Consider the following 15059-nt stretch of genomic DNA (forward strand, 5'->3'; position numbering starts at 1 on the left):
AACAATAATGGCCAACTACTATGTATTACTCACTGACCACGGCAAATCTTTTATTGCAAATGCACAAGCGAACTCACAACTTGCATTGACGCATGTGGTGTTGGGTGATGCAAACGATCAGCCATATCTGCCTGATTCGCGTTTGACTCAGACTAGCCTGGTGAATCAAAGAGCAAAAGTAGCCGTAACCTCTATCAAGATCGTCAATGACACGACAGCTGAAGTATCTGCAGTTGTACCGTCCAATGTAGGCGGCTTTAACCTGCATGAAGTGGGAATTACCGATAGTAGTGGCAAGCTTGTCTACGTGGGTAACTTTCACGGCGGTTATCGCCCAACGCTGACCGAGGGCGCTGGCGGTGATATGGAGCTTATATTTACGATTACTGCAGACAACCTTGCGACTGTTGTCATTGAAACGGACAGCAACGTGGTCATCGCTACTCGCGATTGGGTTGCCGACCGTTTTGCTTTGAAATCTTTAGTGAGTGAACTACACGATATTATCAATCAATTACAGGATGAGCTTATGGCTACCCAGTTTCAATTACTGTCAAATCGTATAGACGATATAGAGAAAGGCATCGCGGGGCTTTTAGATTTGCAGCCATATAAAGTTGGCGATATTTATCAGACAACCATCAATCATTTGGATGCGTCTGCGGTGGCGGCTCATCATGGCTATGGTACGTGGGAGCGATTCGCAGAAGGTCGCACGCTAGTAGGCCTATCAACCAAAACTGATGATCCATCTGACTATAAAACTATCGGTAATGAGTTTGGTGAAAATGAGGAAACTCTGACGCTTGCACAGATTCCAAATCATGATCATACCGTTGATATGCATAGTGGCAGTATTGATGGTGGTACTCGCGCTGGTACTCAGAACACCAGTTCCAGCGCTGCAAATATCAAGACTAACGCTGTAGGCGGCGGTGAACCGCACAACAACATTCAGCCATCAAAAGTGGTTGGCAAGTGGTTACGTACTGCTTAAAACACTATTTATTTTAGACAAAAAAAGGATCTAGACCATGGCATTAACTACTTACCATCACGGCGTCACTGCTACTGAGACCAGTAATATCACACCGATTATCAAATCGGTCAGTATGAGCACCATTGCACTGGTGAGCACCAGTATTGATGCTGATGATGCTAAATACCCGCTTGATACCCCTGTATTGCTGACAGGCATCACGACAGATGATGTCACCAAAGCTGGCGCTAAAGATTCTTTGCTCAGCCAATGCTTGCAGACAATCAAATCTATCCAGAATACCAGTGTGGTCGTGTTGCGACTGTCTGAGCCAGTAGATATCGCTACCGTTGATACCTTGCTTAGCTCTCAATCACGCCTTGGTGTGACGCCCAAGATTTTGATTGCGCCTGAAATTGATACCCCAGATATGACACGTAAGCTGATTGAGATCGCCAAGAAACGCCGTGCGTTTGTGTATGCGTCCCCACGAGCAGAAGACGGTACGTTGATTACGGTCAAAGAAGATATTGCCGCTTATCGCGATACGTTCGCCGCGCGTGAGTTGATGCTGATTGAAGGCGAATGGGGCGTTCCAGCGGGAAAGTAACACGGCGACTATGGGCAAGTAAGCCATACCCCGTACTTGTGGAAAAAGACGATGCTTACCAGCCCACAGTTAAGCCGTTAAACATCACGATGAGACGGATATTAAAAGACACAACGATTGACAGTGATGCGTACCAGCCAAGCGTTAAGCCTCTCGATATTACATTACGCTCACTGCTTATGAATAAAAATATTGATGACGGCGACGCTTATCAGCCGTCAGTCAAGCCGCTTGATATTACGCTGAAGTCGCTACTCATGAGTAAGAATATTGATGGTGATGCTTATAAACCGTCGGTTAAGCCATTAGATCTAACGCTCAAGAGAGTTTTAGTTCAGCAGTACACGGGTGAAGATGATGCTTATCAGTCGACAGTCACGCCATTAGATATAACGTTAAATAAAGGAACATAGACAATGCTAAATTTAGGCATAGCCGGTGAATTTCGTGCAGTAGTTACCCGCGCTGACGGTTCGGTAAAGATAGACACGGGTTTTGTAAGAAACCTTGTATTAAACCAGGGCCTAGAATTTTTTGGGGGGAGTAAAGGTGGGTATTTTAATAGTAAATGCCTTATCGGTAGCGGTAATAGTAGCCCTGCAATTACGCAAATATCATTAGATACTGCTGTAGCCATAGAGTCGATAACTCAATCGCCAGCAAATGCTAACGAATATGCCTTTAACGATTCAGGCGATGGGCTTTATAAAATATGGGAGCAGCGTGCATATCGTTTCACTGGATTATCCGATGTGAATATTTCCGAAGTAGGTTTAGCAAGTGAGGGTACGTTAACTAATTACTACTTAACCACAAGAGCATTAATAAAAGATGCCTTAGGAAATCCCACGACTATAAGCATAAAGGCTGGAGAAACCTTAGAAATAGTTTATCGAATCCATAAAGTTATAGACATTAACGACAAATCGTTTGTGGTTGATGTAAAAGATGGTGCCGGTGGTAGCGTACCGTATAACGTGGTAGTACGTCCGGCTAGAGTTGGGACAAGCACCCATAATGTTTCGGCTGCTATATCTACCGTGGCGGGCGGTCGCTTTGCGTATAGCACCGCCGACTTAGGTGCTAAAGAACATTACCCCACTGGCGGAAGTGTTGAAGAAGGTGTTTTTTCTTTAGATACTTATACCTCGTTAACTAATAAAAGAAAAGGGTTGCTGTCTTTTGGTCTAACCGTTGCCAATGTTGCTATAAGAACAGTTTTCACTAGCAGCCCATCATACTTTTCCTTTTTCCCTTTTCAAATGCGCTTTGGGCGGGTGTCTGACGATGCACCATTAACCAAAACAAATAAAGATACGTTATCTATCCCATTTGAAGTAAGTTGGGGACGCTATGAGGGTGAATTGTAATGTTGCCCGACAATACGCTTACTGAACTTGATAGTGCCTCGTTTTTACCACCACGCAATAAGTCGCAGACAGCGACAAAGTGTTGGGAGCTTGGTGGCATCGCCCTATCTGATACCAGTGAGCCTATGCAGTACTACTGGTATGGCTATGTCAAAGGTAAAGGTATCTATCTACAGCGTAGCGGTGCTGAGCCAGTCGCAGTCTTAGCGTTTGCAGGTGATGTCACTGAGATGAGTTTTAGCTTTGATCAAAACATGCGCCCAACAATCGCATACGTCGAAAACGGCGTGGCCAAACTGTATTGGTATGACGCAAGCGTGGCTAAAAACGTGCTGACACTATACCCGAATATCACCAATCCGCGCTTGTCACTTGATGATAAGCGCAAGTTTAACATCGGTAATAGCGACATTATTTTTGCTTATGTGACTGATCACAATCGTCTGTGCTACCGCTTACAGCGCGAGCGTTATGGTGCTGAGCATGTACTTGTAACTGACACAACAAAGTCAGATGATGAACCTTTAAAGCTGAACGTAATCGGTATGAGTACTGCAAATCGATTTTTATTCCTAACCAATTAATAAGGGAAAATTATGACCCAAACAACCCCAATCATCGCCGTGGCCGCAGCTTTACGCGCCCACTTAGACAAGACGCACCAGTATAGCTTCGTCAAGTCGCTGTCCAACGTTGCCATTGATACTGTTAGTGGTATCAAATATCCACGTACCTGGGATCTAGAAGATCCTGATACTGAGGTCGGCTACCTAAACGCGAATGACGTGACCAGCCTCATTCAACACAACGGCTTTCGCTTTTGGGGCAGTCATACCTGCTCTGATCAGCCTGAGTATATGTTTGAGCCGGTCGTGCGTACCTCGCAGTTTTTGCTGGACACGATCATCAATGGCTGCTTTCAGTTCATTGATCAGCCACTATCACCAACGACTGTCCGTGACATCATTCGTGCCATCAATGCCAAGCTGCAGGAGATGGTTAACTTCGGTTATTTAATCGGTGCGAAATGCTGGTACAACACCGAGCTAAACAGCGAAACGCTGCTCATGCAAGGCAAGCTGTATCTAGATTATGACTTTACCCCAGTGCCTAACCTAGAGAACCTTAACCTAAATCAGACGATCACAGATACATACCTGGTCAACTTTGCCGACTTGGTAGCAGCAGCGGCCTAATAGCCACCTGACGACCCTATTACTAAAAAGGAACCCCTATGTTACCTCGTAAATTAAAGAACTTCATGGCTTACAAAGGCCTTGGTAACCAAAAGCGCTACCAAGGTCAGATCCCAGAGATTGAGCTGCCCAAACTGACTCGCGTGCTCGAAGAGTATCGCGCTGGTGGTATGGATATGCCGGTCAAGGTTGACTTGGGCCAAGAAGCGATGGAAATGACCATCAAATGCGGTGGTCACGAAGCAGATTTGTACCGCGACTTTGCGCGTGCTGGTATTGACAAGGTCGTATTGTCTTATTCAGGTGCCTATCAACGCGATGATGATTGTAGTGTGGCAGCTGTCGATATCTATTGCCGTGGTCGCTTAGAGGAAATTGACCCTGGTAGCGCCAAGTTAGGCGACGACACAGAAGAGTCGTTCAAGTACTCATTGGCGTATTACAGGCTGGTCGTAGACGGTGAAGACATCATTGAAATTGATGCCATGGCGATGAAGTGTATCGTCAATGGTGAAGACCGCCTAAAAGAGATCCGTGAAGCCATGGGAATGTTTACCACCGTCTAAACCGATCATGCAAATCAAGTGACCAAACCAGACACCTATTTGATTAAAACATCGACTAAAAATTACTGATTAAGGATACACCATGAACAACAATGATATGCCAACTATCGAACTAGACTACCCTATCATTCGCGGTACTGGCGATAAGGCCAAAGAGATTAAAGAGTTTACCCTGCGTCGTCCGATGGGTGGCGATTTGCGTGGCCAGTCACTCATTGACATTTCAATGGCCAAAGTCGATGCCCTAGCAGTAGTACTCCCTCGCATCAGCAACCCAGTTATCCATGAGCATGAAGTCAAAAACATGGATGCCGCTGATTTGATGGACGTGGGGTTAACTATTGCCAGTTTTTTTACCAAGGCGAAACATCAGTTGCAAGCAGAAACCGCAGCTATCCCAACCGCGTAGAAGACTGCATGGCAGACATCGCCTTGGTGTTCGGCTGGACACCAGAGGCGATGTATCACATGACGATCGAAGAGCTTGCTGATTGGCGCGAACGAGCGCGTATCCGTAACAACCCTGATGAATGATAACTTGGTTCCCTCACGAATGAGGGAACCAGGACAACATCAGCATCATTGATATCAACAATAAAGTGGGCGCAAATACATGGCAGACCTAAGCTTTCGAGCACAGATAGAACTTATCGACCGCATGACTGCACCCATGCGCTCACTCAGTAGCCAAGCCGATCGCTTAGGTCGTCAGTTTGGTGAGACAGCACAAGCAGCGCGTAAACTTCAGTCACAGCAAGGCTTGATCAACAGTTTCAGACAACAAAAACAAGCGCTAGCCGAAACCTCAGAGGCCGCTGTTCGTAGCCGTGCCCGACTACAGCAGTTAGAGCAGCAAATGCGCGATACGGCCAATCCTAGCGCCACATTGATTCGTCAATTTGAGGCTGCAGGACGTGAATCACAGCGCTTGAATGCTCGCCTTGATAGTCAACGGCAGCATTTACAGCAGCTACGCGGTCGTTTATCAGATGCAGGTATTAGCACCAATAATCTATCTGATCATGAGCGTGAGCTTGCGCGTAATATCGAGCGCACCAATCAGCAGCTGGCAGAGCAGCGGCGGCGGATGAACGAGGTTCGACAGCTTGAACGTCAATCACAGCAAATGGGTGATATGCGGAACAAAGCCCTAGGACTGGCCGTAGGCGGTGCAGCAGCAACCTATGCTGGTGCACGGTTCATTCAACCAGGCTTAGACCTAGAGCAGAACCTGAGTAAAGTTCAAGCAGTCACCCGTCTGGATAAAAACAGTCCACAGTATAAAGCGCTTGTTGCACAAGCTAAAGAGCTAGGCGCGTCGACTCAGTTCACTTCAGCCGATGCCGCGGCTGGACAGACGTTCTTAGCGATGGCTGGTTTTACACCTGAGTCTGTGAAAGCTGCTATGCCGGGGATGCTTGATCTTGCTTTAGCTGGTGGCATGGAGTTAGACCGAACAGCTGATATCGCGTCAAATATTCTCTCAGGCATGAAGATCGACCCCTCTAAAATGAGCAATCTTAGTGATGTATTGGCAGGTACTTTCACCCGTTCTAACACAAATATTGAAATGCTTGGCGAAACCATGAAGTACGCCGCACCAGGCGCGGCACTACTAGGTGTATCACTTGAGCAATCAGCAGCAATGGCTGGTAAGTTGGGCGATGCAGGTATCCAAGCGAGTATGGCCGGTACAGCGATGCGTGCGATTATGTCGCGTATGGCCGCTGGCCCAAAAGCAACGATAGAGGCACTTGATAGGTTAGGTGTCAAGACCTCTGATGCAAATGGCAACTTGCGCCAAATGCCAGATATATTAAAAGAGATTCACGATAAAAGTAAAAATTTGGGTAATGCAGAACAATCAGAGTTGTTCAAAGGCATTGCAGGAGAAGAAGCCGGTGGTGCTTTAGCCATTCTCGTAGATCAAGCTGGTAGCGGTGCGCTACAAAATCTCATTGGTGAGTTACAAAACGCCCAAGGCGAAGCTGGTAACTTAGCGAAAACCATGAGCGACAATACCGTTGGTGACTTTAAGTCAATGACCTCAGCCATTGATGCCCTTAGAACCTCTATTTTTGATGCAAACGGCGGTGCGCTACGTGAGTTCATTCAGACGATCACTATCATGACCCAACGTTTGACCGCGTTCGCTAATGCGAATCCGCAGTTAATGGCTGTCCTAGGTCAACTATTTGCTATTTTGGCCATTGGTGCGGTCATCATTGGCGGCTTAGGCGCAGTCATGCTAACTATTTTAGGCCCTATGGCACTATTGAGAGCATCATTGGTTACGCTAGGGCTACCCACAACTCTAACGCCATTATCAATGTTGGCTAAATCATTTGGCATGATTGGCGGTGCTGTCAGAGCATTGACGCTGACGCTAATGGCAAACCCTATTTTGGCACTCTGCTTAGCACTGGCAGTACTGGCCTTTACCATTTATAAGAACTGGGACACCCTAGGGCCGATGTTTGCGGCGCTGTGGGAACGTATCAAAGCCATATTCAATACGGGTATTCAGGCGCTTAAATCTTTTATATCTAATTTCAATCCAGTCGCATCATTCATGACGGCATTCGCTACAGTTTGGGGTTACTTGGCTGGACTGGGTGCGACCTTCAGGCAGTACGGCGTCAATATGCTCGAAGGGCTAAAAAACGGCATCTTAGGCAGAGCGCAAGCGGTTATTAATTCTATTAGTAGTGTCGTAGGGCGTATCAAAGGAGCATTTACGGGTTCAAAAGGAATGGACATTCACAGTCCGAGCCGTGTATTTACCCGCTATGGTGGCTTCATGATGGAAGGTTTAGGCGATGGTGTATTAGCCAATGCAAATCGAGCAATCAATGCGGTAAAAAACGTTACTGGTCGTATTCGTAATTCAGCGCCTGGACAGATGGTTGGGTCAGTTGTCAGCAAAGTATCTGATTATATCCCCATGCAAATTGACAGCCGAAAATCTATCTTACCGCCTCGCGGCCAGTCTAGTATGGCAATGATGGGCGGTATGAGTAGTGGCAATATTACCATCAATATCCATGGCGCAACCGATCCGCAAGCCGTAGCGCGTGAAGTTCAGCGCGCATTGGCAGCAGAACAACGCAATCAAATGGCACGTCAGCGTAGCCGCTTATCTGATATTGATTAAGGGCATATAAGGATTAAGTTATGTTAGCCAGTTTAGGATTGTTCGTATTTGAGACCACCAGCGCGGCATTTAATGAGATATCGCGCAAGTCTGGTTATCGTTTTGGCACCGGCAACGCGGTCGGTACCAGACCACATATGCAGTATATCGGCCAAGATAACGACGACATATCGCTATCAGGCACACTATACCCAGAAATCACCAACGGTATTGTGTCGTTAGATGAATTACGTGATATGGCCGCCACTGGTAAGACCTACGCGCTCATGAATGGCAATGGTTACTACTATGGCATGTGCTACATCACTGACATCAGTGAGACTCAATCACACTTATTGTCAGATGGCACTGCTCGCAAAATTAGCTTTAGCTTAGCACTAAAACTGGCAGATGATAGCGAGCGTGAGCAAGTAGCCATCTTAGATCAGGATCGAGCAGACGTATGACTAACTTATTCAAGCTCACAATCGAAGGTATTGATCGTACCGCGCAGGTTGAGAAGCGTCTGATTAGTCTCTCAATGACAGACAAGCGTGGTACTGAAGCGGATGAGCTATCACTGACGCTATCTGATCATGACGCGGCGCTGCCCTTACCTACCAATGGCAATGAGATAAGGCTATGGCTCGCGATGCCTGATACTGGCGATATGATAGACAAAGGCACATTTACCATTGATCAAGCTGAGCACAGTGGCACACCTGACCAGCTGCAGATACGCGCCAAGTCAGCCGATTTCAAGTCATCTCTGAAGGTAAAGCGCAGTGACAGCTATCATCAGCACAAGCTTGGGGAAATAGCATCGAGTGTGGCCAAACGTCATGACTTGATATTGGCCATTGATGCTACGGTAGCAGCGACGATGATTGATCATATCGATCAGCACCGTGAGAGTGATATCAATTTACTGACCAGGCTTTGTGAGGACCATGATTTGATGTGTACGATTAAGGCTGGACGGTTGATTATCAAACCGATTGCCAATGCAAGATCACCTTCAGGGGCGGCATTGGGAGCAGTCACCATCACTCGTCAGTCTGGGGACAGCCATCGCTATAGTCGCGCCGATCGTACCAGCGACTATGACGAGACGACAGCAAGCTATCATGATGATAAAACTGGTAAGACCAAGCATATCAGTGTCAAAGACGGTAAGTCCAAACCACTGGACGCCCTACCCAATGACAAGTCTCATGTACTGACTAAACCCGCTAAGAGCAAATCAGAGGCAGTCTCTAAGGCAAAATCAAGTGCCAATAAAAAAGCCCGCCAGATGGCGAGCTTTGAACTGACGTTAGCAACTGCGCGTCCTGATATCATCGCTGACAGCCCAGTGACGGTCAGTGGCTTCAGACCGTATATTGATGCTCACGCTTGGACAGTCATTGAAATCAGCCATGATTTATCAGGTAGTGGCTATCAAACTAGGGTTAAGTGTGAGGCTGGGTAAAAATAGTAGCAAGGTCAGCTTAACTCAATAGCCATCGAGGAATATAGTCACGTTTATAGTCCCTGATCCATGTTGTAACTAAAACCTCTAAAGCTAAAACCATACCAATTGCATATACTGCAAAATGATATGACTCTAACGAAATGTGCTGAGTGAAAATAGCTATATCTTTAGGCATCATACTAGCAATAAAAATAGTTGCTAATAATATAATCGAAGCGCGAGTCACTCCTCGAACTGAATACATTGAGCAATGTATAATGGAATACCATACACCTAAAATAAATTCTTTCATTTCTAATTTAAATCCTTAATAAAAACCAACATACATACTTCAAAATAATTAATTTTTCATTCATACTTCAGGCTTTATATTATGAAATATCTGAAAAAACTTATATGCGGTTCGCAAAGAGTAAAAAACCAATACAATAGATAGAAAAATAACTGTGATAAAAACAAGAGATTGATTATCTCGAACAAATAAACCAATAACAGAGATAATCAGAGTAATAAAGTAAAGCAGTGCAAGTAATTTGCTGTTTGTTAATAAGTTACTGTAATGGTTGGTTCTAATTAAATTTGAGACCAACCTTGTTCCTGCCAAACTTACCACTATAGCTATAAGAGTCAACAAAAAACCTAGCAGTATTCCATAAAGCGGAATCAATACTTTAAATATATCATTAATAAAAATAGAATCTTGGGATAGTAAAAACTCTTTGAAAAAATAACATACAACACTACCAAATACTGCGCCATACAGTAGCCAGCTATAAGGTTTAATATGCTTCATTAATTTCATCAAGTTTATCCAAGTAAGCAGAAATTATTTTCTCGTATATACTCTTATCAGGTAAAGTCTCTTTCAAATATTTATAGTCTTTAAAAGTATATTTAATCTTATCTTCAATTAGGTCGATCCAGTCTTTTTTACCGTCTATATTTAGTACTTGCACTCTAGCAGTAGTTGCTCCAAAACCCAAAAAGTTTTTTATAGCTTTTAAGGGATGATTGATAGAGCCTGGTGTCTGAGTTTTCAAACTAATATTTGTTTCTATTCTTACCGTTTCAGCTCCAGACTTGCTCGCAGCTTGAATGGTTTCATTACTCCAGTCATCAGCATACTCAGGTATTAAGTCATGTTTTACAGGAATATTAGCCTGTAGTTTAGTAACAGACTTATTACTCAATAAAGTTTCCAATGTGCCTTTCGTTAATAGAGGTGACAACTCTACTCTAATACCAAACGCTTGAGTCAGACAGTCCTCAAGTCTTTTGTAATGATTACCATGTTGGTTTCTGATATAAGCAAGTATTCGTTTATTAGGAATATAAATTAGATGATTGGTTTCAAACTTTCCTTCATCATCAGCCATAGCAACATCCCAGCCATCAGTACACGCTTTACCAACCTTAATAGGCTCACCTGTCCTTACTTTGCGAAAAACACCACATACATATTGGTTATCAATTTTTTGAAACTTATATAAGTCGCGTTCATAGCTATCTTTAAAACTATAGTTACCAGTCAACAATGTTTCAAAGCAACCACTGACAGTTACAGTATTTCCCTGTTCATCTGGTTCAGGCTGTTCAAAAAAATTTACTTGGTAAAATTCGACTGTGGTAGACATTTATTATCCTGTGTATGGGGTTGAGCATCAATAGGACAGGTGCTAAGACTCGTCACTCCCTGTCGCTTACAGCACTAAAAAAATGAGCCTGTATCAACTGACTCATAATAGATTGATATTAGCTAAAGCGTATCACCGTGCAACACTTTCAGCAATAACTATTTGACTTTTGTCAATCTAAATATTTCCTTTTTTAAATATGGCAGTGGATGTTTAAGGCGTCTTATCTAATACAACAAAAAATAGCCACTACCTATCAGGCAGTGGCTATCAGACTAGGACTGAATGCGAGGTTAAAGTTTAAGCAGGTTCAATTGTGATCCATATACCTATAGTCTTACTTGCAAGAGCAGTGTATTTAACGTCATCTACTACTTTACTGGCTTCCCCTTCGCCGTTTTCTTCATACCCATTAAGAGCTTCTGCAAGCACCTTCATTACTGTTCCAGCGCTCTCTTCTTTAGGCACATCAGGACTGATAGCACGAGCAGAGAGCCCTGCCATCATTGCCATATTCAAACCCTCTCTATCACCATTTTGTGTTTTACCCATAATAAAGGTGATACCTTTTAGCTCTCCATTCTTATCAACAGTGCCATTCATTGCTATAGCTTCGCTCAACATTGTTGAAAAGGTATCGTTTACAGCGCCTTTGATTGTCTCAAAATCCCCATAAGGCACTTCACCAAATCCAACCTCTTTAGCCTCAGCGCTAAATTGACGACTAAACTCGAGCGGAGTAATACCAAAAGTTTTGTCAGTAGATTTTTCTACATAAACAGGCTCGAAAGGTTCAATTTCTTTAGCTTCAAGCGTATCGTCGGCTTGTGACTTTACCTCAATCGCACCATTATCTTTTACTTCATAATCATCAGGTTCAATGCCTACTTCGGCAACGACTTCATCGACATCTATAGCTGTATTTTGGTCGGGAGTAATAGCAATGCCAATACCAATAGAGACAACCCATACCGCTAGTATGGCAGCAGAGAACTTGCCTCGCGACCACTTGCCATTAGGGTTTTTCTTAGTACGAATATTAAATTTAGCAGGTTTTATCAGAGAATAAATCAACAACGCTGGTAATAATAAAAAGGCAACCAAACTGATTAAGAACATGCCCATGCCAACTTCCTTACAATTGTGTAATAAATTAGCAATCTATCAAACCATAGCGTTTATCACAATAAATATTTAACTTTTGTCAGTCCCAGTCTACCGCTTCACGATAGACACTCCACCCAAATGGCAAGTCTGTAACCAACGTAGCATGTTGCAAGAAGTGCTCAATCCATAGTGTCATATAGTCTGTAGCCATACTTAATCGCTCCCTTTGTCCTCTTTTAGACTATCCGAAATACTTTTCCGCACAAACGCCCCAAACTGCTCACGAGTCAGCCCAGCATCTTTAAGAAAACTATCATCGAACGGTACGCTGATGGGCTTTGGCGGTGACTCTTCAGTGGCAAAACTGGCTTCAAGACGCGCCACAATGTCTGCATTCATTGAACGGACATGTTCTTTTGCTGATTCTTTGATTTTGTCCCTTAGCTCTTCTGGAAGCCTTAATTTGTACTGGGGTTCAGTTTGTAGAGTCATTTATTTAGCCTTACGTACCTACTAGGTGTTGACAACACAAGTATAAAGGAATAAAGTTACAAACGTACCTACTAGGTACTTTTATAAACCTATAAGGTTTAATATTACCACGATTAAAAGGAAATCAAAATGGCAGCAAAAAAAACCGTTGATTATAAGCTCAAGCTAGACCCTGAGCTGCACCACTGGCTAAAAGTCCACGCCGCCGAAAACTACCGCACGCTATCAGCCGAAATTACGATGCATCTGGACAAAGCATGTAAAGCCGCACAAAAGGAAAAAGATAATGCTAAATAGACCGAATACCACCCAGCAGATCAACACTTATATCCGCAGTCAGCAGTTGCTATATCGCCACCTGCAATTATGTCAGCGCATAAAAAAGGCAAACCGCACTCGCCAAAGTAACCGGTCTGCCTTTAACACCAAAGAAATCAACCTAACTAAAGTTAATTCCTTTAACCAAATAACTCATGGAGTTAATCAGTATGTCAAAGTATAACACAGCACAAGAAACTACCGCTAAAGCTAAAACACTCACCAAAGCTAACAATCGCGGTGACTACATAATGAAAGGCGATACTAGCGCAAACCATGAAAGCATAATACGCAATTTATTTAATGCGCTATTTGTTAGCGAACGTCAGCACAGTATCAAAACCGACCATACACCTACTCATCCAACAATGATGACACTGGATATCTATCAGGTACAGCAGCTCATACAGTCACACTGTGGCAAACTTATCACGCATATGGAGATTATTGACGCTCTCTACGATTTGGAAGAACCAAAGCTGCTACAGCCTTCCACTATCGTTTTTAATTCTGAGTTGGATGGTAAGAGAATTGATGCAATACGTTTAGAGTATGGTCATTCTAACAAGGCAATTCCAATAGAAAAATCTGAGACAGACGAGATTGCGCTCGAACTATCCCAAGTAACCTTTGCAGAGGCACCAGTCAAGCCTGGCAAGTGGGAGACAGATGCCAAAGCTTGGAAAAACAAAGCATTAAAGCTACATGAACAGCAGACCATTGATCGAGACACCATTCAATCACTGCGTAGTATCATCATTGAGATGGCAGAGACACTGCACGTAGCAGACCCGAATGCCCGTATCAGTGTCACCAGTAGTGACCTGCTGGACTTGGTACACAGTCAAAAAGATATGTCGGATAATGCATTCTAATAATTTAATAGCAGTAAAAAACCAGTCTTAGCGGACTGGTTTTTTGTGCCTGCTTCTTATGGATTGCCTCGTTTAACTGTATCGATTAACCCCAGTCCCAATGTTGCCAGTGTTTTATAGTCATAGTCTTCATTGGCATTTGCTCCGGCTTGTACCAACGCTTCCTCTGCGTGATACATCGCACCCAACAGCCTATCCGATGGATTATCCAAGTCCATAATTTCAGGTAAATGAATTAGACGCTGATGATAGCTTGGGACGTAGCTTTCACCGTTGTTTATCACATCTGTTGCGATATCACCTATTCTCTGCCCCGTCAATATATAAATCACGTCAAACCCCATATTCCAAAGAGTGACCAGCAGTGATGATGGCATTTCCCTTCTACCCATCTCATAGTTTTTGTAAGTATTCTGATGAATATCCAATTCAGAATAAACGTCAACAGCCTTAATCCCTAGACGCTGACGCTCTTCTTCTAATCGCTTACCAATGTCTTCAATAATCATAAAAACCCCTTTTATACTATCAATCGTTAATATAATATTGACTATCAATCATTTGTGAGTATAATAATATACTCATTCGGTTGATGCGCTTTAAGTGTAAGCGCATTATAACAATAGGATACCACCAAAATGAAACAAACCACATTAAAGCCGACCCAAAAAGGACACTTGAATAAATCAAAGCGTACTGGCGTGACTTTACGCTTAGAAACAGACCTTCATGCTGATCTGAAAGAAGCTGCTGACAAAGAACAGCGCTCAATGGGCTTTGTTGTTCTCCGACGCTACCTAAAAGGTCGTGAAATAGAACTAGCCGAACAGAATCAATAATCAAACTTAAAAGGAAACCAAATCATGACAACTGATACCAAACCACCTGAAGAAAACATAAGAGGCATAGGCGAACGTTTAAAAATAGAGCGTGAACGTTTAGGTCTAAAAGCAGTTACCGTTTATGAATCACTAGACATTGTTCAAACGACTTATAAGAACTACGAGGAAGGAAAGCGCGACATCCCTTCTTCTTTACTGGTCAACCTATGGCATCTAGGTTTTGATATTACGTTTATCCTAATTGGTAACCAATCATCATCAATTAAGAATGGAATAAAACCTATTACCAATCCGCAAAAGCAGTTAAATGAAGCTGAAGCAAGACAATTAAAGATTTTTGCTGATGTTCAAAACAAGTTAAAAAACACAGAGCATAAACTTTTAGTGTCTCAACAGATTGACGGTCTGCTAAAACAAGATTCAAGCAAAAGCCGTTTTAAAAGATTTATAAGCTAATTGACTA

22 protein-coding genes are annotated in these 15059 nt (G+C 43.5%); 16 read left to right on the forward strand and 6 right to left on the reverse strand.

Annotation, left to right across the window (positions count from 1 at the left end):
• Window positions 1–7 precede the first annotated feature (7 nt).
• From B3V51_RS00690 to B3V51_RS00745, 12 genes are all read left to right on the forward strand, one after another.
• Window positions 8–997, forward strand: a complete 990-nt coding sequence (locus B3V51_RS00690) for a phage tail protein (protein ID WP_286707779.1) — start codon at window positions 8–10, stop codon at window positions 995–997.
• Window positions 998–1034: 37 nt separating this feature from the next.
• Window positions 1035–1589 carry a hypothetical protein gene (locus tag B3V51_RS00695; protein ID WP_286707780.1) on the forward strand — a complete coding sequence of 185 codons (555 nt, stop codon included), beginning with the start codon at window positions 1035–1037 and terminating at the stop codon, window positions 1587–1589.
• Window positions 1565–2002, forward strand: a complete 438-nt coding sequence (locus tag B3V51_RS00700) for a hypothetical protein (RefSeq protein ID WP_286707781.1) — start codon at window positions 1565–1567, stop codon at window positions 2000–2002. The genes B3V51_RS00695 and B3V51_RS00700 overlap by 25 nt, the downstream gene beginning before the upstream one ends.
• A gap of 3 nt (window positions 2003–2005) precedes the next feature.
• Complete coding sequence (locus B3V51_RS00705) at window positions 2006–2959, forward strand: hypothetical protein (RefSeq protein WP_286707782.1); 954 nt, start codon at window positions 2006–2008, stop codon at window positions 2957–2959.
• A complete protein-coding gene (locus tag B3V51_RS00710; RefSeq protein WP_286707783.1) occupies window positions 2959–3543 on the forward strand; it encodes a hypothetical protein in 585 nt (194 codons plus the stop codon). Before B3V51_RS00705 ends, B3V51_RS00710 begins: the two co-directional genes overlap by 1 nt.
• 12 nt (window positions 3544–3555) lie before the next feature.
• Window positions 3556–4155 carry a phage tail sheath C-terminal domain-containing protein gene (locus tag B3V51_RS00715; RefSeq protein WP_286707784.1) on the forward strand — a complete coding sequence of 200 codons (600 nt, stop codon included), beginning with the start codon at window positions 3556–3558 and terminating at the stop codon, window positions 4153–4155.
• Window positions 4156–4193: 38 nt separating this feature from the next.
• Window positions 4194–4721, forward strand: coding sequence for a phage major tail tube protein (locus B3V51_RS00720; protein ID WP_286707785.1), 528 nt, complete (start codon window positions 4194–4196; stop codon window positions 4719–4721).
• An 82-nt stretch (window positions 4722–4803) separates the two neighbouring features.
• Complete coding sequence (locus B3V51_RS00725; protein ID WP_286707786.1) at window positions 4804–5130, forward strand: phage tail assembly protein; 327 nt, start codon at window positions 4804–4806, stop codon at window positions 5128–5130.
• Window positions 5131–5138: 8 nt separating this feature from the next.
• The gene (locus B3V51_RS00730) at window positions 5139–5255 is read left to right on the forward strand and encodes a GpE family phage tail protein (protein ID WP_286707787.1); all 117 of its coding nucleotides are present in this window, start codon (window positions 5139–5141) and stop codon (window positions 5253–5255) included.
• Between the two features lie 79 nt (window positions 5256–5334).
• On the forward strand, window positions 5335–7875 hold the full coding sequence (locus tag B3V51_RS00735) for a phage tail tape measure protein (RefSeq protein ID WP_286707788.1): 2541 nt from the start codon (window positions 5335–5337) through the stop codon (window positions 7873–7875).
• Between the two features lie 20 nt (window positions 7876–7895).
• Window positions 7896–8321, forward strand: coding sequence for a phage tail protein (locus tag B3V51_RS00740; RefSeq protein ID WP_286707789.1), 426 nt, complete (start codon window positions 7896–7898; stop codon window positions 8319–8321).
• Window positions 8318–9325, forward strand: coding sequence for a contractile injection system protein, VgrG/Pvc8 family (locus tag B3V51_RS00745; protein ID WP_286707790.1), 1008 nt, complete (start codon window positions 8318–8320; stop codon window positions 9323–9325). Before B3V51_RS00740 ends, B3V51_RS00745 begins: the two co-directional genes overlap by 4 nt.
• Window positions 9326–9344: 19 nt before the next feature.
• Here B3V51_RS00745 and B3V51_RS00750 read toward each other — a convergent pair whose 3' ends face one another.
• The 5 genes from B3V51_RS00750 to B3V51_RS00770 form a co-directional block, all read right to left on the reverse strand.
• A complete protein-coding gene (locus B3V51_RS00750) occupies window positions 9345–9620 on the reverse strand; it encodes a hypothetical protein (protein WP_286707791.1) in 276 nt (91 codons plus the stop codon).
• Window positions 9621–9680: 60 nt separating this feature from the next.
• The gene (locus tag B3V51_RS00755; RefSeq protein WP_286707792.1) at window positions 9681–10130 is read right to left on the reverse strand and encodes a hypothetical protein; all 450 of its coding nucleotides are present in this window, start codon (window positions 10128–10130) and stop codon (window positions 9681–9683) included.
• Complete coding sequence (locus B3V51_RS00760; RefSeq protein ID WP_201585241.1) at window positions 10108–10962, reverse strand: hypothetical protein; 855 nt, start codon at window positions 10960–10962, stop codon at window positions 10108–10110. The genes B3V51_RS00755 and B3V51_RS00760 overlap by 23 nt, the downstream gene beginning before the upstream one ends.
• Before the next feature lie 300 nt (window positions 10963–11262).
• Window positions 11263–12087 carry a hypothetical protein gene (locus B3V51_RS00765; protein ID WP_286707793.1) on the reverse strand — a complete coding sequence of 275 codons (825 nt, stop codon included), beginning with the start codon at window positions 12085–12087 and terminating at the stop codon, window positions 11263–11265.
• 195 nt (window positions 12088–12282) lie between these two features.
• Entirely contained in the window at window positions 12283–12561 is a 279-nt protein-coding gene (locus B3V51_RS00770; protein ID WP_286707794.1) for an Arc family DNA-binding protein, read from the reverse strand.
• A 129-nt stretch (window positions 12562–12690) separates the two neighbouring features.
• Here B3V51_RS00770 and B3V51_RS00775 point away from each other — a divergent pair, with 129 nt between their 5' ends.
• Together B3V51_RS00775 and B3V51_RS00780 are read left to right on the forward strand one after the other, a co-directional pair.
• Window positions 12691–12858, forward strand: a complete 168-nt coding sequence (locus B3V51_RS00775; RefSeq protein WP_286707795.1) for a hypothetical protein — start codon at window positions 12691–12693, stop codon at window positions 12856–12858.
• 191 nt (window positions 12859–13049) lie between these two features.
• On the forward strand, window positions 13050–13754 hold the full coding sequence (locus tag B3V51_RS00780) for a hypothetical protein (RefSeq protein ID WP_286707796.1): 705 nt from the start codon (window positions 13050–13052) through the stop codon (window positions 13752–13754).
• Between the two features lie 56 nt (window positions 13755–13810).
• On the opposite strand, the gene B3V51_RS00785 is transcribed toward B3V51_RS00780, so the two are convergent.
• Window positions 13811–14263, reverse strand: a complete 453-nt coding sequence (locus tag B3V51_RS00785) for a helix-turn-helix domain-containing protein (RefSeq protein WP_286707797.1) — start codon at window positions 14261–14263, stop codon at window positions 13811–13813.
• A 129-nt stretch (window positions 14264–14392) separates the two neighbouring features.
• Between B3V51_RS00785 and B3V51_RS00790 the strand changes: the two genes are divergently transcribed.
• Together B3V51_RS00790 and B3V51_RS00795 are read left to right on the forward strand one after the other, a co-directional pair.
• Window positions 14393–14593 carry a hypothetical protein gene (locus B3V51_RS00790; protein ID WP_286707798.1) on the forward strand — a complete coding sequence of 67 codons (201 nt, stop codon included), beginning with the start codon at window positions 14393–14395 and terminating at the stop codon, window positions 14591–14593.
• Window positions 14594–14617: 24 nt separating this feature from the next.
• Complete coding sequence (locus B3V51_RS00795; protein ID WP_286707799.1) at window positions 14618–15052, forward strand: hypothetical protein; 435 nt, start codon at window positions 14618–14620, stop codon at window positions 15050–15052.
• The last annotated feature ends 7 nt before the right edge of the window (window positions 15053–15059 follow it).

It is taken from the genome of Psychrobacter sp. UBA2514, from assembly GCF_002341255.1.
Classification (GTDB): Bacteria; Pseudomonadota; Gammaproteobacteria; order Pseudomonadales; family Moraxellaceae; genus Psychrobacter; species Psychrobacter pacificensis.